The organism is Anoxybacillus amylolyticus, assembly GCF_001634285.1.
Taxonomy (GTDB): domain Bacteria; phylum Bacillota; class Bacilli; order Bacillales; family Anoxybacillaceae; genus Anoxybacteroides; species Anoxybacteroides amylolyticum.
Genome location: NZ_CP015438.1, coordinates 1,102,532 through 1,124,014, shown reverse-complemented (window position 1 = coordinate 1,124,014; position 21,483 = coordinate 1,102,532). Strand labels below are relative to the sequence as shown.

The following is a 21,483-nucleotide window of genomic DNA, read 5'->3' as shown; positions in this document are numbered from 1 at the left end:
GACTATCCCCTCCCTTTCCAATCGTTTTGGATGTCTTCTAATACCGGCCATTTCGACTGATCGGTGTCAACAATCGTTTGAATAAGCAACTTCGTTTGTTCCCCAAGAAATAATTCCGGCTCATAGACGATTTCTTTTATATTTTTGTAAAATTCATTCGGCATCGCTAAGTCAATGAGCAAAATTTCATATAGCTCTTTCGTAAGGGGATTCGCTTCATCGTATGACTTAATCATTTCTCGCACCCATGTAGTATCCCAACGGTATAAATCAGCCATCGTTCCGCTAATGAGCTTACGTAAGTCACGAATCGGCAAATCAAACGCAACCCCATCTAAATCAATAATCCACATCCCGTCTTTTCCCATCTGTCCGTTTGACCACCCGTAGTCTTGGTGCACAAGCCCCCAATATGCATTGCCAAGTTTACTTAATTCGTCGTAGCTTGATTGATGTAGCCGTTCAAGCCCTCGTTTTGCTTGTTCGGAAAATTCATCAACGACTTCCGATAAAGAAGCGCTTGCGGGCAGTTCGTGATACGCCTTAGCAATATTGCGAAACCACGCCATTTTCGTCATCATTTTTTGGTAGCTTTTTGGCCACTTTCGCACCCTAGAAGCAACTTCCGCCTGTTTTGGCGGCATATAGCCTTTGCTTAAGCGATGAAACTCGCCAAGGGCGTAACAAAGCTGTTTTGCTCCCTCTAAATCTTTCGTAACCGGCGTCAACGGCTCAATCCATTCGGCAACAAACCATAATTTCCCCCCTGCTTCTACATAGTTCTCTCCCGCTTTTGTTTTAATAATTGGCGGCACTCTTGCTCCTTTCTCTTCAACTAAATACTCTTGGGCTCCTAGGCTAAATAAGCTCCTCGTTGGTCTGCGGTGCAATAGTTTTAAACTTTTCGGTCCTTCGTTTGTTTCCATTTTCCAAATGGCTCCGCCTTTGTCTGGCTTTGTAGTAACCACTTGCCGACTTTTTACTAATAAATCGTAGCTCTTTAACACGTCCTCGGCAATTTCTTCAATATAATCAGGTACAAAAAATTCATCGGTCGTTTCATCGACAATCCATGGTTCAATAGTTGTTCGTTCCACCCAATTCCCTCCTTTGAAATAGCACGTCAGGCGTGTTGATTAACCATTACAAACAAATGAACAATACCTAGCTTTTCTTCTTTAGTTAGTTAGCTAAGCTCCGCTTGTCAACTGGACATGATGTCCTCATGCCCTTCTCGAACAATGAGCGCTTTGCGGGCAAATGACGTTTGCCCACCGGCGTTCCTGTTCGAGGAAAGAGGAAGAAAAGATCGTGTCCATCCATATGATTCTATATTTTTTAAGAAAATAATGGATAATAAACACTCATGTGCTGAAATACTACTAACAACATATGATTCTTTTTTCATGATGCATAGACGCCTATCCTAAGAAAGACATTTTTTCTATATCCTAAATCCGTGATAAAAACGCGTGCAAGCTGCCGAGAAAGCGCAATAAATCAACAAATATTTTACTTGTTGCCCTTCACCCAATAGGTGAATATACAAAAATGAGCTAAAACTTTAATATGATCGGATTTCTGGGTACTTATGAGAAGAAGTTGTCACGGATTCAGGTATATGTATAAAAAACTCTGCCAGCTTAACCACTGGCAGAAGCAAAGACTAGAGAATATGGTTAACTTTTCAGCCCAATCAGTGAAACAGATTCTACTTGTTTAAACGGAATTGTAATTTTCTCCCCTTTTTCAATTTGAAATTTAATATGTCCGTTTCGATATTCGGCGATAAAGCCTTCATACTCCCCTTTTTTCGTAACAATTTTGCATTTTGTAGCGAGCTGCTGCGGGAGTTTCACTAAAAATTGCACCTGTTCTTCTAGGGTCATTTCTTGAAACTGTTTCATCCCTCTTGTGCGACTTGCTGTTTTTTTCGTTTGAAATAGCTGTTGCATATATGACGTTTTCGGCTCTAGTTTCGGCTGGACAATATAAAGAAGTGGTTCGTTCGGAACGCTTTGTTTCATCTTTACTCCTCCTCGTCATCGTCTATACCATAATGTATGCATCGACTAGGCAAAAGCGACTCGTTTACGTCATTTGGCAAAAAAATCACCTAACGGAACTTGCCGTTAGGTGATGGTTATTAACGAGCTAAAATGTGATACCCTGAATCGACGTGAATAATTTCACCAGTAATGCCGCGTGATAAGTCGCTAAATAAGAACAGCGCCGCATCCCCAACCTCTTCTTGTGTCGTCGTCCGACGAAGTGGAGCGCGCTCTTCAATTTCTTTTAATATAGAGTTAAAGTCGCTAACCCCTTTCGCAGATAGCGTCCGGATTGGTCCAGCAGAAATAGCGTTGACACGAATACCATATTTCCCTAAATCGTTCGCTAAATATTTCACGCTCGCATCTAAAGACGCCTTTGCAACCCCCATTACGTTATAGTTTTGCACAACCCGCTCGCCGCCAAGATATGTTAACGTGACGATGCTTCCGCCTTCCGTCATTAACTCTTTCGCTGCCCGCGCCACTGCCGTTAGCGAATACGAGCTAATATTGTGTGCTAGTAAAAAGCCGTCACGGCTGACGTTCATGTATTCACCGCTCAAGTCATCTTTGTTGGCAAACGCGATGCAGTGTGCAATCCCATGAATGATGCCGACTTTTTCTTTGATTTCCGCAAAACAACGAACGATTTCTTCATCGTTTGTCACATCGCACGGCAAAACAAGCGTCGTATCATCTTCAAGCGTTTCCACTAATTTTCGTACTTCATCTGCAAATCGCTCTCCTGCATAAGTAAAAATAAGCCGTGCCCCAGCGGCATGAAGGGAGCGAGCAATCCCCCATGCAATGCTTCGTTTATTTGCTACTCCCATTACAACATACGTGCGTCCTTTTAACGATAACGTCATTCGCCTTCCTCCTATATCGTCCACATTTATTATTTGTTATTAGTACCAAGTATTAATTTTATTATAACAAAAAAATGCAAATGGCAAAATAACATTTCTCGACTACCGCCAAAATTTTTCGACTTGATTTTCACCGTTTCCTTTGCAAAAATAATGGAATTGGCTAATATGAATATGTGGAGTTTTTTATAATGGAGTGAAATGAACAATGGAACAAGATAAATTTCCGCAACAAAAGCTAGACTACCATTTACTATTTCTTTTATTTTTAATTGCAGTCGTCAGCGCGATTGCGATTCATAGCGCCCAACCGTCTTTACCGGAAAAATTGCAACACATTAACTTTGTGGCTAAACAACTGCAATGGTATGTTATTGGCGCCGGCGTTATCGCCATCACCATGTTAGTGGATTACGACCGCCTTTTCCATATGGCATGGTATTTATACGGTTTTGGCATGGTGTTACTGCTCGGACTTGAACTAAACGTTCCTGGGACGGTGACGATCAAAGGGGCAACGAGCTGGTATTCCATCCCAGGAGCAGGAAATTTTCAGCCATCCGAATTAATGAAAATTTTTATGATTATTGTCATTAGTCGAATTATCGTGAACCATCGTGAAAAATACCTCGAGCCGACGGTTGAAGACGATTTTAAATTATTAGGAAAAATCGCACTCGCGCTAGCTCCACCACTATTTCTATTAATTCGTCAACCGGACATGGGAATGTCGATGGTGTATATGGCCATTGCCGCTTCGCTCGTACTTGTATCCGGCATTCGTTGGCGCATTATTTTAGGCATTTTATTCAGTGGCGTATTTGCAGCTTCTGTGCTCGTATTTATTTTCTTTCAATTTCCTGACTTTTTTCATAAATATATTTTGAAAGAATATCAGCTCGACCGATTTTACGGTTGGCTAGCGCCATACGAATACTCGAACGAGCAAGGATTCCAGCTTATTCGCTCCCTCTTAGCGATCGGATCAGGAGAGATGTACGGCAAAGGATATAAAAATTTAGATGTCTATTTGCCAGAAGCGCATACCGACTTTATTTTTGGCATTATCGCTGAACAGTTTGGGTTTGTTGGTGCTAGTATTGTCGTTTCGCTCTTTTTCTTGCTCGTCTACCGAATGATTCATATCGCGCTCGAAAGCCATGACGTATATGGCAGCTACTTATGCGCCGGCGTCATCGGCATGATTACGTTTCAAGTGTTCCAAAACGTTGGAATGACGATTGGGTTACTTCCAATAACTGGTCTACCACTTCCGTTTGTTAGCTACGGAGGAAGTTCATTGGCGACGTATATGTTGGCGATTGGTCTCGTCCTAAACGTCCGTTCCCGCACGAAAAAATTTATGTTTTCTTCAGACGAATAAACCGCGTGTTACGGTGACATCGTAAAAAGTAGAAGCAGGTGAGAAAATGAACATTGACATCATCGGTGATATTCACGGCTGTTATGCCGAGTTTGTCGCATTGACGAAAACGCTAGGCTACAAATGGGAAAGCGGCATTCCGATTCACCCAAAAGGTCGGAAACTCGGATTTGTCGGCGATTTAACCGATCGCGGCCCACAGTCGTTGCAAACGATCGAGACTGTTTATTCGCTTGTCGAAAACGAACTGGGTTACTACGTACCTGGAAATCATTGCAATAAGTTGTACCGTTTTTTTCTTGGACGAAACGTGCAAATTACACACGGGCTTGAAACGACGGTGGCAGAATACGAAGCGTTATCGCCAGCAGAACAGGAGGTCATCAAAACAAAATTTATTACGCTTTATGAACAGGCACCATTATATGCACGCCTAGACGATGGAAAGGTCATTATCGCCCATGCCGGCATTCGTCAACAATATATCGGCAGACGTGACAAAAAAGTACAGACGTTCGTCTTGTACGGAGATATTACTGGGGAAACGAATCCGGACGGTACGCCTGTCCGTCGCGATTGGGCGAAACATTACCATGGGATGGCATGGATCGTATACGGTCATACCCCTGTCCAAGCGCCACGGTTTGTCAACCGAACCGTTAATATCGATACAGGTTGTGTCTTCGGTGGCTCGCTAACTGCGCTTCGCTATCCGGAAATGGAGACGGTTTCGATACCTTCATCGATGCCATACGTACCAGAAAAGTTTCAATCATTTGGCGAAAAACGGGCTCACGAATGAGGTGGCCCGTTTACTAATAATTGCATATCCTCAGGAAGCGAACTTTCGAAGCGATATGTTTGGTGATGGAACGGATGATAAAAGGTGAGCACTTTACTATGGAGGGCTTGCCGTGCGATTAACGTGCGGCTCCCTCCATACAAATCGTCCCCCAGTAATGGGTGACCTAAATGCGCGAGATGGACGCGAATTTGATGCGTCCTTCCTGTTTCTAATTCTAACGCCACATGCGTATATGTCTTGAAGCGAGCCAATACGCGAAAATGCGTCACCGCCCGCTGTCCATCTGCGCGAACTTCCCGCTCCATAATGCTGTCTTCTTTTCTCCCGATTGGCGCGTCGATTGTTCCACCTTCTTTATGAATGATGCCTTGACAAATCGCTTCGTACTGCCGCTTTACGTGTCCGCGCTTTTGCCATTCAGTCAATAAATGATGCACATGACGATGTTTCGCAACAAGCACAAGACCTGACGTATCACGGTCAAGCCGTGTGACAATATGAACGGTAGATGATAGTTGCTGGGCATCAAAATGATGTAACAACGCATTGGCTAAAGTCCCATTTCGATGTTCACGTGACGGAATCGTCGCCATATGAGGAGGTTTATTCACCACTAATACGTACTCATCTTCATATATGATTTCTAACGGGAGCGGCTCTGGCTTCATGTCTTCGCTTCGTTCTTCCGGCGGAAAAAACACAGTCAACGTCTCACCTCGCCGCAGAAGATGGCGGACAGTAACTCCTTTTCCATCTACTTCTATCGCTCCACCATGAAACTTAATATCGGTCAATGCCGTCCGAGAAATTTGTTGCTCTTTTAAAAAATCACGGACGAGCTTTCCGTCTTCTTTTTCCCCTATCGTCCATTGCAATGTAAACCGCTTCAACATGTCTGCCATCCTTCTTTTTAGTCTGCGATAAACGAATCGCGCACTCGTTTCCAAAACGGGAACGGACGGAAACGGGCGAAGCGGATTTTTTCGTCTGCGACGCGAAATTGAATCGATTTCACGTCTTTATGAAGCAGCGATAAATGGTCAACAGAAACGTGAAAATCGACTTGATTTACCGGCTTTAACATGCACGTATGGTGCGCCGGAAGAATGAGCGGGGAACCAATCGTCCGGAACACACGATTATTGATTGAGGCCATCTCCGCTACTTGAATCGCCTCTAATGACGGATGCAAAATCGCTCCTCCCAATGCTTTATTATAAGCCGTGCTTCCGGAAGGAGTGGATACACAAAGACCATCGCCACGAAACGTTTCAAACAATTCCCCTTTAATTTCTACATCCATCACTAATGTGCCGCTAACGCTCTTCACCGTACATTCGTTCAGCGCTAGATAGCGCGCCTCTTTTCCGCCGCTTACGTAACGAATAATCACTTCAAGCAACGGGTATTCGACGATTTGATATGGGGTTTTAGCAATCGCAATGACTAACTTTTCAATTTCTTCTGGCACCCAATCAGCATAAAATCCTAAGTGCCCAGTATGCACCCCGACAAACGCCGTCTTGTCCAACCGGCGGCAATAGCGGTGGAACGCATACAATAGCGTTCCATCTCCGCCAACAGAAATGACAATGTCCGGTCCGTCTTCATCGTAAATAAGCCCAAAATCGATTAAGTAGTTTTTTATTTTTTGCATGAGTGAATTAGAAGTGGCGTCCCCTTTGGAAGTAACGGCAAATTTTAATGGTTGTTGTTTCTCCCTCATCTTTCGTCCCCTTTTGCTTCTTGTTTTCGTGAAAAGACTGCTTGCGCCTCTTGAATTTCGAAACGGATTTTCGACATTTCTTCATCTAAAAGATATGCTGCCTCCGCTGCTCGTTGGAGGCGAGCTTTAATATCTTCTGGAAAGCGGCCGCTATATTTATAATTTAAAGAATGTTCAATGGTTGCCCAAAAATTCATCGCTAGCGTACGAATTTGAATTTCCGCTAAAATGTTTTTCTCTCCATCAATCGTTTGCACCGGATAACGAATGACGACATGGTACGAGCGATAACCACTGTCTTTTTTTTGCGTAATATAATCCCGCTCTTCCACGATTTCGAAGTCTTTGCGCCGGCGCAATAGTTCGACGACCGTTTTTATATCATCAACAAATTGGCACATCATACGAATGCCCGCGATATCTTGCATTTTTTCTTCTAGCTGATCAAGCGGGATATTTTTCTTTTGCGCTTTATCAAGAATGCTTGCAATTGGTTTAACTCTTCCCGTCACAAATTCAATTGGGGAATGAAGACCTTGCATTTCAAATTGAGCCCGCATCCCCTTTAATTTTACTTTTAACTCTTCCACTGCCTGTTTATACGGAGCTAAAAATAAATCCCAATGCTTTACCATATTCCCACCACCACCGATTATGTAAGAAACGTCTCTTTTACCGCTTTCTCCATTTCTTCACCGTAGTTCGCATTTCCTGCAATATTGTCAATTAAATACGCAAGCTCTTCGGAAAATCCAATGAGTTCAAGCTCATTCGTTCCAGCTCGTAGCCAGACCGTCAACGGCTCTGTAAGCACTTCTTTTATTTCCTTCCAGCACGGCTGTGGAATGGACACGTACACAAACTCATCGCCCTTCTCTATTATATAAACAAACGCTTGTTCATCTGAATTGACAAGCATGTAGCATTTTGGGACAGCTCCTTCTGTTGAAAATGATGGAATATCACTCACTAACCAAAGCTCATTGCCCCGTTTTTCTGTTCTAGTAATTCGTATCGTTTTTCGCATCGCATAATCTCCTTCCCATCAAACAATCCAGCTTCTATTTTACCATACCCAACCTATGCATAATAAACCATTGCTATTCTATCGGAAACATTTCATAATAAATGTAAGGGAAGGAGTTAGAGCGATGAAACAAGAAGTAGAAATTGAATTTAAAAATATGTTGACAAAAGATGAGTTTTTACGTATGAAGCAAGCGTTTCACATCGACGACGACGCTTTTTTGTATCAAGAAAACCATTATTTTGATACACCAATGTTTTCGTTAAAAGCAAAAGGGGCGGCGTTGCGTATTCGCGTGAAACAAAATACGTGCACGTTGACGTTAAAACAGACGATTGAGGAAGGAGTATTAGAAACACACGAGCCGCTCACAACAGAAGAAGCGCAGTCGTTATTGACAAATTCGGCTACTTTTCCTTTAGGAATAAAAACGATGCTGCAATCGCTCGGTGTAGTGCCGGACACGTTGCGCTATTTCGGAACGCTCGCGACACATCGTGCGCAAATCCCGTATGAAAGTGGTCTGCTTGTGCTTGACCATAGCCTCTATTTGCAAACGGAAGACTATGAAGTTGAATATGAAACGACTGATCGTGTGGGTGGAAAAGCGATATTTGAGCGGTTACTTACTACAATGAATATTCCTATTCGTCCAACGAAAAACAAAATAAAGCGGTTTTATGCGAAAAAATATGAAGCGGAGGGACAACGGTGAACATTCAACAAGTAAAAATGTGGATGGAACTTCAGGCGCTTCGGTCTTTTTCTAATCAGCCGTCACCGCCAAGCCAATGGTTTGAGGAAGGGACGTCTTTCCAAGAGTTATTAACAAAATTTTCACTTTCTTCCATGGAAAAACAAGAAAATCCGAGCATTTCATCAATGCCGTTTGAAGCAGCCTATGGTCCAAACGAACTGAAAGCAGTGCCACTAGCTACAAAATCGCTCGATGACATCATTGAAAAAACAGCCGAAAAATATGATATCGACCCACAGCTTATTAAAGCTGTTATTCGCCATGAGTCCAATTTCCGTACAAACGCTGTTAGTCGCGTAGGCGCTGCAGGCTTAATGCAACTCATGCCAAGCACCGCGAAAATGCTTGGCGTCGCGAATGTGTTTGACCCAGCTCAAAATATTGAAGGCGGAACGAAATATTTACGCCAGTTGCTCGACCGATACGATGGCGATCTAGAACTTGCGCTCGCTGCGTACAATGCCGGGCCAGGAAATGTAGATCGTTACGGAGGAATTCCACCGTTTCGCGAAACAAAAGCGTATGTCGAGAAAATATTAAACACATATTATTCCTAACGCCTCCCTCGACAAGGGAGGTGTTATATTTTCTATATCTATCCAGTCGCCTCGCTTCCGTCGGATGTTTCCTTGTCTTCGCCAAGGACCGTTCTCCGCTTTTCTTTTGTCTAGCTGCGAACTAACATCCTCCTCCGCGTTTGCTTTCTCCGTCGGCGTGCAAAGCACGTCTCGTCAAAAGCTTCCGCTTCCGTCGGATGTTTCCTTGTCTTCGCCAAGGACCGTTCTCCGCTTTTCTTATTAATTCACTTTGTTTGAGATGTGCAAGGTTCGTTGGTACAATAGGAGTACAAGATTTTTCGGCTAAAGGAGTTAGTAAAATGGCAGAACAATGGAAAACACCTTACGAATTAATTGGTGGAGAAGAAATGGTCGCAAAGCTTGTGGAAGCTTTTTATTCCCGCGTTGCGAAGCATCCTGATTTACAACCAATTTTTCCGGATGATTTAACCGAAACTGCAAGAAAACAAAAGCAATTTTTAACCCAATATTTAGGTGGACCGCCGCTTTATACGGAAGAACACGGTCATCCGATGCTACGGGCGAGACATTTGCCATTTGAAATTACTCCGACGCGCGCTAAAGCTTGGCTTTCCTGTATGCGCGAAGCGATGGATGAAGTCGGTCTGGCTGGAAAAGCGCGCGATGAATTGTATCAACGCCTCGTTTTAACCGCCCAACATATGATTAATACTCCAGAACACGACAGAAAGGAGCTTTCGTTTGAATGACAAGATGGCTGGAGGCAATCTAGAAACGTTTGCCTTCCAGCATTGCCATAATGAAAAAAAACCGTTGGAAATTTATTTGTTTATTGATCCACTCTGTCCGGAATGTTGGGCGCTTGAACCAGTCATCAAAAAATTGCTTATTGAATACGGGCGGTTTTTTACATTAAAACATGTATTAAGCGGAACATTAGCGACATTAAATATTCGAAAGAAGCAAAAATTTGAAGCGCTTGCGCATACGTGGGAGCGCACGGCGAGCCGCTCCGGCATGTCTTGCGATGGAAGTTTATGGATTGAAAATCCGATCCCAGCACCATACACAGCCTCGATTGCCATTAAAGCAGCAGAGTTGCAAGGAAAACGCGCCGGCATTCGCTTTTTGCGCAAATTGCAAGAAGTGCTTTTTTTAGAAAAACAAAATATTTCAGAGGTGTCCGTACTCGTCGAATGTGCGAAAAGTGTAGAATTAGATATTGATGAGTTTTTAAAAGATCTCCACTCCAATAGCGCAGCAAAAGCATTCCAATGTGACTTAAAAATTACCGCTGAAATGGATGTCCAAGAAGTACCTACGCTCGTCTTCTTTAACGAAAATATCGAAGAAGAAGGAATAAAAATTTCTGGTTGCTATCCATACAGCATTTACGTCGAACTTATTAACGATATGCTTGGATTTCGTCCTGAACCAGTGCCACCACCTCCGCTGGAATTGTTTTTAAAATACTTTAAGTTCGTTGCTACAAAAGAAATCGCAGTCGTATATGATTTAGATATACAAGAAGTCGAAACAGAAATGAAAAAACTGCAGCTAAAACAGGTCGTCGAAAGAGTTCCGGTAAAATATGGAACATTTTGGAGATACATGGAGTAATCGAACAAAATATGAATAAGTGTTATCGCCAGACAATGACTGCCTATACAAATTGCCAATAAACGAAAAGATCCGACCAAAGTCGGATCTTTTCGTTTTATTGTCATTAAGACAACAAAGGGGATGGGAGAAATTTTTCACGGTCAAACAAAGGGGTATAAGGTTGTTTGTGATTTCATTCACGTAATTATCATATCAACGATTGCTCGTTTTCGCAACCCTTTTGTTCAATTGTTCACGATTTTGTCATAAACTACTTATTCGTGCATGTTTGGATGGTTCATTCTCATACGATGGAATAGAACCATTTTGGAGGGATACGATGAAAACACTTCCGATCATTTTTTGGCTGCTGGCTGTAGTAATTTCCTTTTTTATGAATTTATTAGGGATTATGCATTTATTTCCACTATTTCTAACGATGCCGCTTTTGTTCGTCACAATTTTGTGCACGCTTTGGACGTTGAACAATCGTAACCGTTTTAAAGGATTTCAAAAACGAATGTGGTAGCCCACATTCGTTTTTGCGTTACGATAATAATTGTTCCATTTCTTCTAACTTTTGTGCAAATACGTCGCACGCTTCTTGAATCGGCTGCGCTGTTGTCATATCCACTCCTGCTCTTTTTAACACTTCAATCGGATAATCGGAGCTACCAGCTTTTAAAAACTCAATGTAACGGTCCACCGCTGGCTTTCCTTCTTCTAAAATTTGTTTGCTTAACGCTGTCGCTGCGCTGAATCCTGTCGCATATTGATAAACGTAATAGTTATAGTAGAAATGCGGAATGCGTGCCCACTCTAACCCTATTTCTTCATCTACAACGATGTCGTTGCCGAAATATTTTTTATTCAATTCATAATACATCGATGTCAACGAGTCAGCTGTTAACGCCTCCCCTACTTGCGCTTTTTGATGAATCATATGTTCAAACTCTGCAAACATCGTTTGTCGGAACACCGTACCACGGAAACCTTCTAAATAATGGTTCAATAAATAAAGTCGCTTTTTCTCATCATCGATCGTTTCTAATAAATAGTCATTTAACAGTGCTTCATTGCACGTCGATGCTACTTCCGCAACAAAAATCGAATAGCTGCCGTACGGATATGGCTGTGTTTTTCGCGTATAGTAGCTATGAACCGAATGTCCGAATTCGTGAGCGAGAGTAAATAAATTGTTTACGTTATCTTGCCAGTTCATTAAAATGTATGGGTTCGTTCCGTAAGCTCCTGACGAGTACGCCCCGCTTCGTTTCCCGACGTTCTCCCGAACATCGACCCATCGGTTTTCTAATCCTTCTTTTACGATGTTTATATACTCATTGCCAAGCGGCATAAGCCCTTTTAATAAATAATCTTTCGCTTGCTCATAAGTAATTTCCATTTTTACTTCTTTGACAAGCGGGGCATATAGATCGTACATGTGCAATTCGTCCACACCAAGTACTTTTTTCCGTAATCGGACGTAGCGATGCAACAAATGCAAGTTTTTATTAATCGTTTCCACGAGATTGTCATAGACGCTTTCAGGAATGTTATTGTTGCTTAACGCTGCGTGGCGCGCTGATTCATAACGGCGAACACGGGCAAAAAAGTTATCTTTTTTCACTGCACCGCTTAACGTGCTTGCGAACGTATTTTTATATTTTCCGTACGTTTCATATACCGCCTTAAACGCATCGTGGCGCACGCGGCGGTCTTCGCTTTCAAGGAAACGAAGATAACGGCCATGCGTCACTTCCACTTCATCGCCGTTTTCATCAATAATTGCTGGAAATTTTAAATCAGCGTTATTGAGCATTCCAAACGTATTGCTCGAAGCAGCCATTATTTCTGCTGCTTGTGCCAATAGCGCTTCTTCCTGTGCTGACAGCACGTGTGGACGTTGGCGGTTAATTTCGTCTAACGCATGCTCATAAAGCTTTAATTCTTCTTTTTCTGCAAGGAACGACTGAATTTTTGTTTCGTCAATGGCCAAAATCTCCGGAACGATAAACGCCATTACGCTTGATGCTTCGCTATATAGACCTGTGATGCGGTCGTTTAATCCTTGATAGAACGAATTCGTCGTATCTTGGTCATAGCGCATATGCGCATATGTATATAGTTTTTCAATCCGCATCGATAATTCGTCTTGGTATTGAAGCGCCTCGTAAAGGACGTCGGCCGACTCCCCAAGCCGCCCTTGATAGTCGCATAGCTTTGGAATCATGTTTTTTACTTGTTGAAATTCTTGTTCCCACGCTTCGTCTGTTGGAAAAATATCTTCCAATCGCCACGTTTCTTCGACTGGAATTTCACTGCGCTTCGGCAATGTTTTCACCGTTTTCTTTTCCGTCATACATCGTCCTCCTTCAAACATTATACTGTAGTAGTATTCGCTTTTTTTCGTTATTTTCCTCTCTCAATCATAATGATTTTCTTTTTATACGCTCAAGCAATCGGCGATCTTCAAACAGCGCTTCCTCTATCGTACGAGGGTACGTCCATTCCTTTACGCGACGAATCGCTTTTTTATGCACCCACTGCACATAGCCCAGCTGAGAAAGACAATCAATGTATTCGTAAACCGCCCTCGTATAAGCATATGCTTGAGCGAGCGGAAGATGACGCAAGACAATTTTTTGTTCCCCTATTTTTTCTTTTAGCCATACATACAGAGAAGACAGCGAATAGACGTCATTGCTTTGCAAAAATAATAAGAGATATGTTTGCCAAATAAATGGCGGGGTTTCAAACAAATAGCCGTGTGCAACTGGCCACCCTGCCTCACAAGGAAAAAGTGCTGGCAAGTGACGGGAATAAAAATCCGAACCAATCGCCCGATTCGTCGCCGAAGGGTACATCGTAAACGTAAGCCTCCATTTTTTCTTTTGTGCAAGCCACTCTGTCCAAAATAACGAAGGAAGCTGCACAGACGGAAAATGAAGTAACTCTTGAAAACATAGCTTTTCTAACTTTTCGACAATTGGAACGGAAAACGTGTAGTAGGAGGAGAATGGAATAGGCTGTATAAGCCGAATGAGTTGTTTCGCTTGTGGACAATAGTACAAAATCATCGGTTGGCATGGTGGGGAAATGCTTTGTTGGGCAAACAACCATTGAAAGCGTGAGAGTTTGTAGCGATACATCGCAAGCTTCTGCAAATGATGCGCCCCTAATATCCAAAGCGGCTGAATCCCTCCTTCTTTGTAGGAGGCATTGCGCTTCAAAAATAGCGATTCGCTCAACGTCGAACATTGATACTCAATGGCATACACTCGATCGGCTACGACCGCAAGATCTGGTCGTTGCTGAATGGACGAAAAATACGGCTCTAATTGAACATTTAGCGCTTGATGCTTTAGCCAATGAAATAAATCCGTTTTTCCAGAAAGATGATACGGTGACTCCGCTTCTTGTTCAAACGGACAAGCGCGTTCTTTTTTATGAGCGAAGTGTGGCATTCGTTTTGTGCCAAGTTTTAAAATCACTTCATTTTGACATGCGGGGCAAAAAAACGACTCGGTTTTGCGCAATTGCATCAATTGCTCTTTCGTCCACCCGTCGATAAGCGAAAACGATTGTCCGTTTTTTAATAACGCGACAAGCAAAAGACCACTTCCTTTCCTAGCGAGCAATGTCACTTATTTATTCGCGTACGCACGCTCAAAATCCTTCTCTATAAAAAGAAAACGCCTAAACTAGGCGTTCATAATAACGGCGATAATAGCCGACAGACAGATTCGACGACGCGAATCGAAAACGGCCGTTTTTTAAACGTATCGTAGTCTATTCGCTCGGAATCGCGAAAGTCGTGCAAAAAATCCTCGACGAGTTTTTTTGTACTTTCTGTATGATACAAAAAAGCATTCACTTCAAAATTTAAATGAAAGCTGCGCATATCCATATTTGCCGTCCCAATCGACGCAAGCTCCCCATCGACCACAATGATTTTGCTATGTAAAAATCCTTTGTTGTATTCATAAATGTCAATCCCTGCCTCTAGCAGTTCAGGAAAATAAGAACGAGAAGCATAAAACACAATTTTTTTATCAGGGCGTTTCGGTGCTAAAATTCGAACATCGATTCCGCTTAATGCCGCTACTTTTAGCGCAGTTAAAATATCTTCGTCTGGAATAAAATACGGAGAAGCGATCCAAATCGACTGTTTTGCTGATGTAATCATCGCAAAAAATAAATGCTTAATTACTTCCCATTCTTGATCGGGACCTCCAGCAATTAGCTGCACCCCTCCCCGCTCCCCGCTAAACGTAAGCGTCGGTGACAAATAATTTAGCGTCAATAACGTTTCTCCCGTCATGTAATACCAATCTTGCAAAAAGATGAGCTGCAGCGTACGAACTGCTTCCCCACGAATCCATAAATGCGTATCGCGCCAAAAGCCAAAGTATTCGTTTTTCCCTAAATATTCATCCCCAATGTTCAACCCGCCAACAAAGCCAACCGTCCCATCAACGACAATGATTTTCCGATGATTACGGAAATTGATTTTATTATTTAAAAATGGCAAACGTACAGGGGAAAAAGGAACCATTTCCACTCCCGCCTCGCGTAGCTCTTGAACGTAAACTTTTGACAGCTTCCAGCTCCCGACCGCATCATACAAAAAACGAACGTGTACTCCTTTCTTTGCTTTCGCAATTAAAATGTCTTTTAATCGTTGTCCGACATCATCATGTCGGACGATATAATATTCTAAATGAATATGATGCGTCGCTTTTTCCAATTCGGCAAAAATAGCGGCAAACGTTTCTTCCCCGTTCGTCAATACTTTCGTTTCTGTCGATAGCGATACTGGGCTTTTTCCAAGGCGATGCGCTAGTCGTAATAACGGCTGTTGATGCTCTTTCAATTCGTTCGTTTGCTGAATGGAAGCGCGCTGCCCTTCATATTTTAAAAACATTTGCTCATCAAGCATCGCTTTCTTTTTAAACAGCCGCTGCTTCCGGTAGTTTCGCCCAAACATAATATAAAAGAAAAAGCCGACGAGCGGAAAACTTCCAAGCACCACAAGCCATGTTAACGTTTGAGCAGGTCTTCTATTTTCTAACGAAATAACAAAGGCAATAAAAATAACAGAACATGTGATGAGAAGGCTAAGAAACCCAAGCAACCAGCCTTCCCAATAGCTTTTCGTAAAAAACAAAAAAACACTTAATAGTAGTAAAAAAATAAGTACCTGTAACGTATTTCTCAATGATATTCACCCTACCCTATTCACTGCCTACGATGCATGAAAAAACCGATTTCAACAGCGGAAATCGGTTTTTACTTTAATGGAAAATGGGTTGCTAACGTCGCTAACGCATTTTCATGAATAATCTCTTTTCCATACTCTTCTAATCGATGGATAGTAACTGGCGAATCGTTCCCGAATTCTAACAACATGCAGAGCCAATTGTCCACTTCAGCTTCCGTATACTCTTCGGAAAATTCGACGTATAAGTAGTAGCGTCCTTCAAATAAAAACAACCGATTTCGGATGTGTGAAAAATCTGCACGATGCGCCAAAGCAATAACGTCTTCAATATCTTTAAAAGAAATCGTAAAATGTAAAATACTTTCATCGTCTTCCGGTATCAACTCTTGGTCGCGTTCAATGTGAAAATGTTGGTCAAGAAGTTCTTCAATTCGTTCATCGACCGGAAATTCGCGTAACCGCTCTTCTGGAAGCGGAAGTTCTAACTTGCTCCCGTCTTTTGAAATTTGCGCTTTTGTCACAAGCACTTCAAGCCCTTTGTCAAGTGCTTGCACTTGAATCCAAAGCGGTCCGTCTAGCGAAAAATCCCCTTCGTTATGGACTTCATCCATCATTTCCCAAAATAACTCTTCGCTTCGTTCGCGGTTATACCAAATTTCTTCACGGTCAAATCCGCGTTCCTCTATATCAACGTACGAAATATAAAACTTCACCGTATGCTCATTAATGCGTTCCATTTCCATTGCTATCTCTCCCTTCTGAAAAAATAAGATTGAAGGGACTTTTTTACCCCCGCCAAGGATATACCTTGTACCTCTATTTTATGATAAAACACGCAAGAAGGGAAATAAAAAAACCCCATTTTTAAAAAAATAGTCTGAAAGAAAACATGTCCTACTATACATAGTGATGAAAGAAAAAAGAAATGAGGGACATATATGATAAGCGAATATGTGACATCTATCCTTCTCATCATCGGCATTGATCTCATTCTTGGTGGAGATAACGCAGTCGTCATCGCAATGGCAAGCCGCAATTTACCAGAGCATAAGCGCAATACTGCCATCGTCCTCGGCACCACTCTTGCCATTATAGTACGAATTTTGTTGACTGCTACCGTTGTCATACTGTTGAAAATCCCTTTTTTGCAGTTTGCCGGTGGCTGTTTATTGCTTTGGATTTCGTTTAAATTATTAGTTCAAAAAGAAAATGCCCATGCGCACATTAAGTCGGAAACGTCTCTTTGGAAAGCGGTACAAACGATTGTCGTCGCGGATGTCGTCATGGGATTAGATAACGTGGTCGCCATTGCTGGCGCTGCCAACGGCCATCCGTCGCTTGTCGTATTCGGCTTTCTTGTTTCTGTTCCGATTATCATTTTAGGCAGTAAATTCATTCTTTATTCCATGGAGCGGTATCCTTTTCTTCTTTATATCGGAGCGGCGCTGTTAGCCTACACCGCTGGAAAAATGTTAACCGCAGAAGAACGGATGCAATTTTTGTACGATAATATCCCTCTTGTCCGTCCTTTTCTCCCGTTTCTTACAGCTTTACTCATTGTCTTGTTCGGGGGAGCGGCAAAAAAACGACATCGTTTCACGTAAGTAGAGAAAAAACTTCTACATGGGATTCCATGTAGAAGTTTTTCACTGGTTGACAAGGCGCTGTGCTTCCCGAAGTTGATAAGCGCGCACTTTCCGCGGCAAAAAGCGGCGAATCTCGTCTTCGTTATAGCCGACTTGCAGACGTTTTTCGTCGATTATAATCGGTCTCCGCAAAATGCCCGGATGTTTTTGAATGATCTCATATAAATCTTGAAGTGGCAATGTTTCGAGATTTATATTAAGTTTCTGGAAAATTTTTGAACGAGTCGAAATAATTTCGTCTGTCCCCGTTTCGGTCATACGAAGAATTTCTTTAATTTCTTCAATCGTTAACGGCTCCGCAAAAATATTTCGCTCAACATACGGTATATCGTGCTCTTCTAGCCAGATTTTTGCTTTCCGGCACGATGTGCAGCTAGGGGATGTATACAATTTGACCATCGCTTTCACTCCTTTTAGCAGGATGGCTTCTATATTATAATGTACGTGATTACTTTAAAATGACTTTCATGTTGTATATTATACAATAAATCCAATCAAAAAGGTATATTTTTTCAAAATCTTTTCTGGTAACCGCTTCCCTCCGGCTTAAAAATCATCTAAAATAAAAAAAGAAGCAGGTATAGGCAAGATAGGAGGAAGCGCGATATGGGACAATATTTCATTGATTTAGCGATTGTCGGTGTCCTTATTATCGGTATCACAGCATTGATGGGGGTTATTACAAACGGCATTGGCGAAAGCGTATTTGGCGGTTCGAAGCGGACCGAACACGTCAACGAAACAATGAAAACACAGACAGGCTGGCGGCTTGTTGGCGGCAAAAAAAGCTAAACAAATAAAAGACGATGGAAAAATCTCGAGCACTCACCTCGAGATTTTTTTAAAATCAAAATAGTAAAATTAATGAAAATATTTTATAATAACAAAAAAGAGATCTCTCGAAACGAGAGATCAGCTATACATCGCTTTATACTTTTTGTATTCGTCTTCCGAACATAACACAAAATGCCCTGGTGTAATTTCGCGGAATTCAAGCGGTTCGCCTTCTTTATAGTTATGCTGGGACGGATCGTAAACGGTTCGTCTGCGCACCCGTTCTGTTTCTGGATCTGGAAGCGGGATCGCCGACAGCAACGCTTTTGTATATGGGTGGATTGGATTGCGATACAATTCTTCCGCCTCAGCCAATTCAACCATTTTTCCGAAATACATGACACCGATGCGGTCGCTAATGTATTTGACCATGGAAAGGTCGTGGGCAATAAATAAGTAGGTTAACCCTTTTTCTCGCTGCAATTTTTTCATTAAGTTGACGACTTGCGCTTGAATCGATACGTCGAGCGCGGAAATCGGCTCATCGGCAATAATAAATTCCGGCTCTACGGCTAACGCGCGCGCAATCCCGATCCGCTGGCGCTGTCCACCGGAAAACTCGTGCGGATAACGGTTCGCATGTTCGCGGTTCAATCCGACCGTTTCAAGCAGCTCATAGACGCGCTTCATGCGCTCTTCTTTCGTTTTCGCTAGCCCATGAATGTCAATGCCTTCCGCAATAATATCGGCAACAGTCATCCGAGGATTGAGCGAAGCGTACGGGTCTTGGAAAATCATTTGCATTTTCCGCTTCAACTCTTTTAATTCTTGGGACGACTTTTTCGCATGAACGCTCACGCCGTTAAACAACACTTCCCCGTCCGTTGCTTGATATAGCCCGATAATCGTCCGTCCTGTCGTCGACTTTCCGCAGCCAGACTCCCCTACAAGCCCCAGCGTTTCGCCTTTGTAAATATCGAACGTTACACCGTCGACGGCTTTAATCACTTGCCCGTGCCCAACCGGGAAATATTGTTTTAAATTTTTAATTTCAATTAGTTTTTGTTTTTCAGCCATGTTATTCACTCTCCTTTACAATAACTGGTTGTGGATAGTTAGAGGAGAGTTGGCGCAACCGTTTCTTTACTGCTTCAGGCGGCTCTACTTTCGGCGCATCTGGATGAAGCAGCCACGTTGCGGCATAATGTGTATCGGAAATTTTGAACATCGGTGGTTCTAGTTCAAAATCAATTTTCATCGCATATGGATTACGTGGAGCAAACGCATCTCCTTTTGGCGGATTCGTTAAATCCGGCGGTGTTCCAGGGATGGCTGCAAGCTCCGATTTATCATCGCTATCAAGGCTTGGCATCGAAGCAAGTAGTCCCCACGTATACGGGTGTCTCGGATCATAAAAAATTTCATCGACCGTTCCCATTTCGACAATTTTTCCTGCGTACATGACTGCCACACGATCAGCAACGTTTGCAACGACCCCTAAATCATGCGTAATAAAAATGATTGACGTTCCCATTTTTTTCTGTAAATCTTTCATTAATTCTAAAATTTGTGCTTGAATCGTTACGTCCAATGCCGTTGTCGGCTCGTCTGCAATGAGCAATTTCGGATTGGATGCTAACGCCACGGCAATCATCGCCCGCTGCCGCATTCCACCGGAAAATTCATGAGGATATTGATTCACCCTTTTTTCCGGAAACGGAATACCAACAAGGCGCAACAACTCAATTGCCCGTTCTTTCGCAGCTGCCTTGTCCATTTTCAAATGTTTCACTAATACTTCCATAATCTGATGCCCGACTTTCATCGTCGGGTTGAGCGATGTCATCGGATCTTGGAAAATCATCCCGATATCTTTTCCACGAATCGCTTCCATTTCTTTATCTGTTTTTTTCGCTAAATCTTCACCATTAAAAATGATTTTTCCGCTCTTAATTTTTCCTGGTGGTGTTGGAATTAAGCGCATAATCGTTTGTGATGTCACACTTTTTCCGGAACCAGACTCCCCAACAATCGCCAGTGTTTCGCCTTTATTCAAATGAAAGCTGACGCCGCGGACCGCTTGTACTTCTCCCCCATACGTTTGGAAGGATACTTGTAAGTCTTTTACCTCCAATAACTTTTCCATGTCTTCACCCCTTACTTACGCAATCTCGGATCTAATGCATCACGCAACCCGTCACCGACAACGTTAAACGCAAAAATCGTTAAGCAAATGAACGTAGCCGGGAAGAATAGACGCCATGGATAATATTGCAACGCTTGTACCCCTTCAGAAGCCATCGTTCCCCAGCTCGCTAAAGGTTGTGGTACCCCAAGACCTAAGTAGCTTAAAAATGCTTCCGTAAAAATAGCGGATGGAATCGATAATGTCAATGTGACAAGAATTGGTCCCATTGCGTTCGGAATTAAATGTTTAAACATAATTCTTGACGTGTTTGCCCCTAACGTTTGCGCTGCTAACACGTACTCTTGGCTTTTCAACTGCAGCACTTGTCCGCGTACAATCCGCGCCATGTTAATCCAACCGGTAATCGTCATCGCTAAAATCATCGTACCTAACCCTTGCCCTAACACGACCATTAATAAAATAACTAACAGCAAATAAGGAACCGCCCATAAAATATCAGCAATCCGCATCATCACGTCGTCTGTTCTTCCACCGCGGAATCCAGCAATTCCTCCCCAAAGGACACCGATGAATAAATCGATTAACGCTGCCGCTAGCCCGATAAATAACGAAATGCGCGCCCCATACCATGTGCGAGTGAAAATGTCACGACCAAGGTCGTCCGTTCCAAACCAATGTTCTGCTGAAGGTGGTTTGTTTGTATTCATTAAGTCATTTGTCGAGTAATCGTATTTCGTCATATGCGGACCGAAAATCGCCATAAATAATAACAAAGCTAATAATACTAGACCAAACATTGCTAATTTATTTTTGCGAAAACGAATCGAAACGTCTTTCCAAAAGGACAAACTCGGCTTCGAAATTTTTTCCGCCTCACTTAAATCAACCGATGCAGGTTGAAACATTTCTTTTGAAATTTGCTGCATG

The 21,483-nt window shown here is 42.6% G+C and carries 24 protein-coding genes; 9 read left to right on the top strand and 15 right to left on the bottom strand.

Annotation, left to right across the window (positions count from 1 at the left end; all coding sequences use genetic code 11):
- Positions 1 to 2: 2 nt before the first annotated feature.
- The 3 genes from GFC30_RS05785 to fabI all read right to left on the bottom strand — a co-directional run bounded on the left by GFC30_RS05785 (position 3) and on the right by fabI (position 2,923).
- A complete protein-coding gene (locus GFC30_RS05785; RefSeq protein ID WP_066323304.1) occupies positions 3 to 1,097 on the bottom strand; it encodes a CotS family spore coat protein in 1,095 nt (364 codons plus the stop codon).
- Between the two features lie 582 nt (positions 1,098 to 1,679).
- Positions 1,680 to 2,027 carry a CotO family spore coat protein gene (locus GFC30_RS05780; protein WP_066323303.1) on the bottom strand — a complete coding sequence of 116 codons (348 nt, stop codon included), beginning with the start codon at positions 2,025 to 2,027 and terminating at the stop codon, positions 1,680 to 1,682.
- 119 nt (positions 2,028 to 2,146) lie between these two features.
- Complete coding sequence (gene fabI, locus GFC30_RS05775; RefSeq protein WP_066323302.1) at positions 2,147 to 2,923, bottom strand: enoyl-ACP reductase FabI; 777 nt, start codon at positions 2,921 to 2,923, stop codon at positions 2,147 to 2,149.
- 208 nt (positions 2,924 to 3,131) lie between these two features.
- Here fabI and GFC30_RS05770 point away from each other — a divergent pair, with 208 nt between their 5' ends.
- Together GFC30_RS05770 and prpE are read left to right on the top strand one after the other, a co-directional pair.
- Complete coding sequence (locus tag GFC30_RS05770; RefSeq protein ID WP_066323301.1) at positions 3,132 to 4,307, top strand: FtsW/RodA/SpoVE family cell cycle protein; 1,176 nt, start codon at positions 3,132 to 3,134, stop codon at positions 4,305 to 4,307.
- 46 nt (positions 4,308 to 4,353) lie between these two features.
- Positions 4,354 to 5,109 carry a bis(5'-nucleosyl)-tetraphosphatase PrpE gene (prpE, locus tag GFC30_RS05765; RefSeq protein WP_066323300.1) on the top strand — a complete coding sequence of 252 codons (756 nt, stop codon included), beginning with the start codon at positions 4,354 to 4,356 and terminating at the stop codon, positions 5,107 to 5,109.
- Here prpE and GFC30_RS05760 read toward each other — a convergent pair.
- From GFC30_RS05760 to GFC30_RS05745, 4 genes are read right to left on the bottom strand one after another with little or no spacing between them, the layout of a single operon-like run.
- Positions 5,100 to 6,005: an RluA family pseudouridine synthase gene (locus GFC30_RS05760; protein ID WP_066323299.1), complete on the bottom strand. Its 906-nt coding sequence runs from the start codon at positions 6,003 to 6,005 to the stop codon at positions 5,100 to 5,102. The genes prpE and GFC30_RS05760 overlap by 10 nt on opposite strands.
- A 17-nt stretch (positions 6,006 to 6,022) precedes the next feature.
- Positions 6,023 to 6,838, bottom strand: coding sequence for an NAD kinase (locus tag GFC30_RS05755; RefSeq protein ID WP_066323298.1), 816 nt, complete (start codon positions 6,836 to 6,838; stop codon positions 6,023 to 6,025).
- The gene (locus tag GFC30_RS05750) at positions 6,835 to 7,473 is read right to left on the bottom strand and encodes a GTP diphosphokinase (protein WP_066323297.1); all 639 of its coding nucleotides are present in this window, start codon (positions 7,471 to 7,473) and stop codon (positions 6,835 to 6,837) included. Before GFC30_RS05750 ends, GFC30_RS05755 begins: the two co-directional genes overlap by 4 nt.
- 17 nt (positions 7,474 to 7,490) lie before the next feature.
- Positions 7,491 to 7,865, bottom strand: coding sequence for a UPF0738 family protein (locus GFC30_RS05745; RefSeq protein WP_066323296.1), 375 nt, complete (start codon positions 7,863 to 7,865; stop codon positions 7,491 to 7,493).
- A 124-nt stretch (positions 7,866 to 7,989) separates the two neighbouring features.
- Between GFC30_RS05745 and GFC30_RS05740 the strand changes: the two genes are divergently transcribed.
- From GFC30_RS05740 to GFC30_RS05720, 5 genes are all read left to right on the top strand, one after another.
- The gene (locus GFC30_RS05740) at positions 7,990 to 8,580 is read left to right on the top strand and encodes a CYTH domain-containing protein (protein WP_066323295.1); all 591 of its coding nucleotides are present in this window, start codon (positions 7,990 to 7,992) and stop codon (positions 8,578 to 8,580) included.
- Positions 8,577 to 9,179, top strand: coding sequence for a lytic transglycosylase domain-containing protein (locus tag GFC30_RS05735; RefSeq protein ID WP_066323294.1), 603 nt, complete (start codon positions 8,577 to 8,579; stop codon positions 9,177 to 9,179). The genes GFC30_RS05740 and GFC30_RS05735 overlap by 4 nt, the downstream gene beginning before the upstream one ends.
- 320 nt (positions 9,180 to 9,499) lie before the next feature.
- Positions 9,500 to 9,910: a globin domain-containing protein gene (locus GFC30_RS05730; protein ID WP_066323293.1), complete on the top strand. Its 411-nt coding sequence runs from the start codon at positions 9,500 to 9,502 to the stop codon at positions 9,908 to 9,910.
- Complete coding sequence (locus GFC30_RS05725; protein WP_066323292.1) at positions 9,903 to 10,781, top strand: ClpXP adapter SpxH family protein; 879 nt, start codon at positions 9,903 to 9,905, stop codon at positions 10,779 to 10,781. Before GFC30_RS05730 ends, GFC30_RS05725 begins: the two co-directional genes overlap by 8 nt.
- A 322-nt stretch (positions 10,782 to 11,103) precedes the next feature.
- Entirely contained in the window at positions 11,104 to 11,292 is a 189-nt protein-coding gene (locus GFC30_RS05720) for a hypothetical protein (protein ID WP_066323291.1), read from the top strand.
- 18 nt (positions 11,293 to 11,310) lie between these two features.
- On the opposite strand, the gene pepF is transcribed toward GFC30_RS05720, so the two are convergent.
- From pepF to mecA, 4 genes are all read right to left on the bottom strand, one after another.
- A complete protein-coding gene (pepF, locus tag GFC30_RS05715; protein ID WP_066323290.1) occupies positions 11,311 to 13,125 on the bottom strand; it encodes an oligoendopeptidase F in 1,815 nt (604 codons plus the stop codon).
- Between the two features lie 67 nt (positions 13,126 to 13,192).
- Positions 13,193 to 14,377 (bottom strand): competence protein CoiA, encoded by a 1,185-nt coding sequence (locus GFC30_RS05710; RefSeq protein WP_066323289.1) that lies wholly within the window; start codon positions 14,375 to 14,377, stop codon positions 13,193 to 13,195.
- 98 nt (positions 14,378 to 14,475) lie between these two features.
- Positions 14,476 to 15,984 carry a cardiolipin synthase gene (cls, locus tag GFC30_RS05705; protein ID WP_066323288.1) on the bottom strand — a complete coding sequence of 503 codons (1,509 nt, stop codon included), beginning with the start codon at positions 15,982 to 15,984 and terminating at the stop codon, positions 14,476 to 14,478.
- 71 nt (positions 15,985 to 16,055) lie between these two features.
- Positions 16,056 to 16,730: an adaptor protein MecA gene (gene mecA, locus GFC30_RS05700; protein ID WP_066323287.1), complete on the bottom strand. Its 675-nt coding sequence runs from the start codon at positions 16,728 to 16,730 to the stop codon at positions 16,056 to 16,058.
- Between the two features lie 195 nt (positions 16,731 to 16,925).
- Between mecA and GFC30_RS05695 the strand changes: the two genes are divergently transcribed.
- Positions 16,926 to 17,591 carry a TerC family protein gene (locus tag GFC30_RS05695; protein ID WP_066323286.1) on the top strand — a complete coding sequence of 222 codons (666 nt, stop codon included), beginning with the start codon at positions 16,926 to 16,928 and terminating at the stop codon, positions 17,589 to 17,591.
- Between the two features lie 42 nt (positions 17,592 to 17,633).
- On the opposite strand, the gene spxA is transcribed toward GFC30_RS05695, so the two are convergent.
- Positions 17,634 to 18,032 (bottom strand): transcriptional regulator SpxA, encoded by a 399-nt coding sequence (gene spxA, locus GFC30_RS05690; protein WP_066323285.1) that lies wholly within the window; start codon positions 18,030 to 18,032, stop codon positions 17,634 to 17,636.
- 207 nt (positions 18,033 to 18,239) lie between these two features.
- Between spxA and GFC30_RS05685 the strand changes: the two genes are divergently transcribed.
- Positions 18,240 to 18,425, top strand: a complete 186-nt coding sequence (locus tag GFC30_RS05685; RefSeq protein ID WP_066323284.1) for a hypothetical protein — start codon at positions 18,240 to 18,242, stop codon at positions 18,423 to 18,425.
- 120 nt (positions 18,426 to 18,545) lie between these two features.
- On the opposite strand, the gene GFC30_RS05680 is transcribed toward GFC30_RS05685, so the two are convergent.
- Genes GFC30_RS05680 through GFC30_RS05670 form a run of 3 tightly spaced genes read right to left on the bottom strand, consistent with a single transcriptional unit; the run spans position 18,546 to position 21,482 of the window.
- A complete protein-coding gene (locus GFC30_RS05680) occupies positions 18,546 to 19,484 on the bottom strand; it encodes an ABC transporter ATP-binding protein (RefSeq protein ID WP_066323283.1) in 939 nt (312 codons plus the stop codon).
- Position 19,485: 1 nt separating this feature from the next.
- On the bottom strand, positions 19,486 to 20,553 hold the full coding sequence (locus tag GFC30_RS05675) for an ABC transporter ATP-binding protein (RefSeq protein WP_066323282.1): 1,068 nt from the start codon (positions 20,551 to 20,553) through the stop codon (positions 19,486 to 19,488).
- A gap of 11 nt (positions 20,554 to 20,564) precedes the next feature.
- Complete coding sequence (locus GFC30_RS05670) at positions 20,565 to 21,482, bottom strand: ABC transporter permease (RefSeq protein WP_066323281.1); 918 nt, start codon at positions 21,480 to 21,482, stop codon at positions 20,565 to 20,567.
- Position 21,483: the final 1 nt, after the last annotated feature.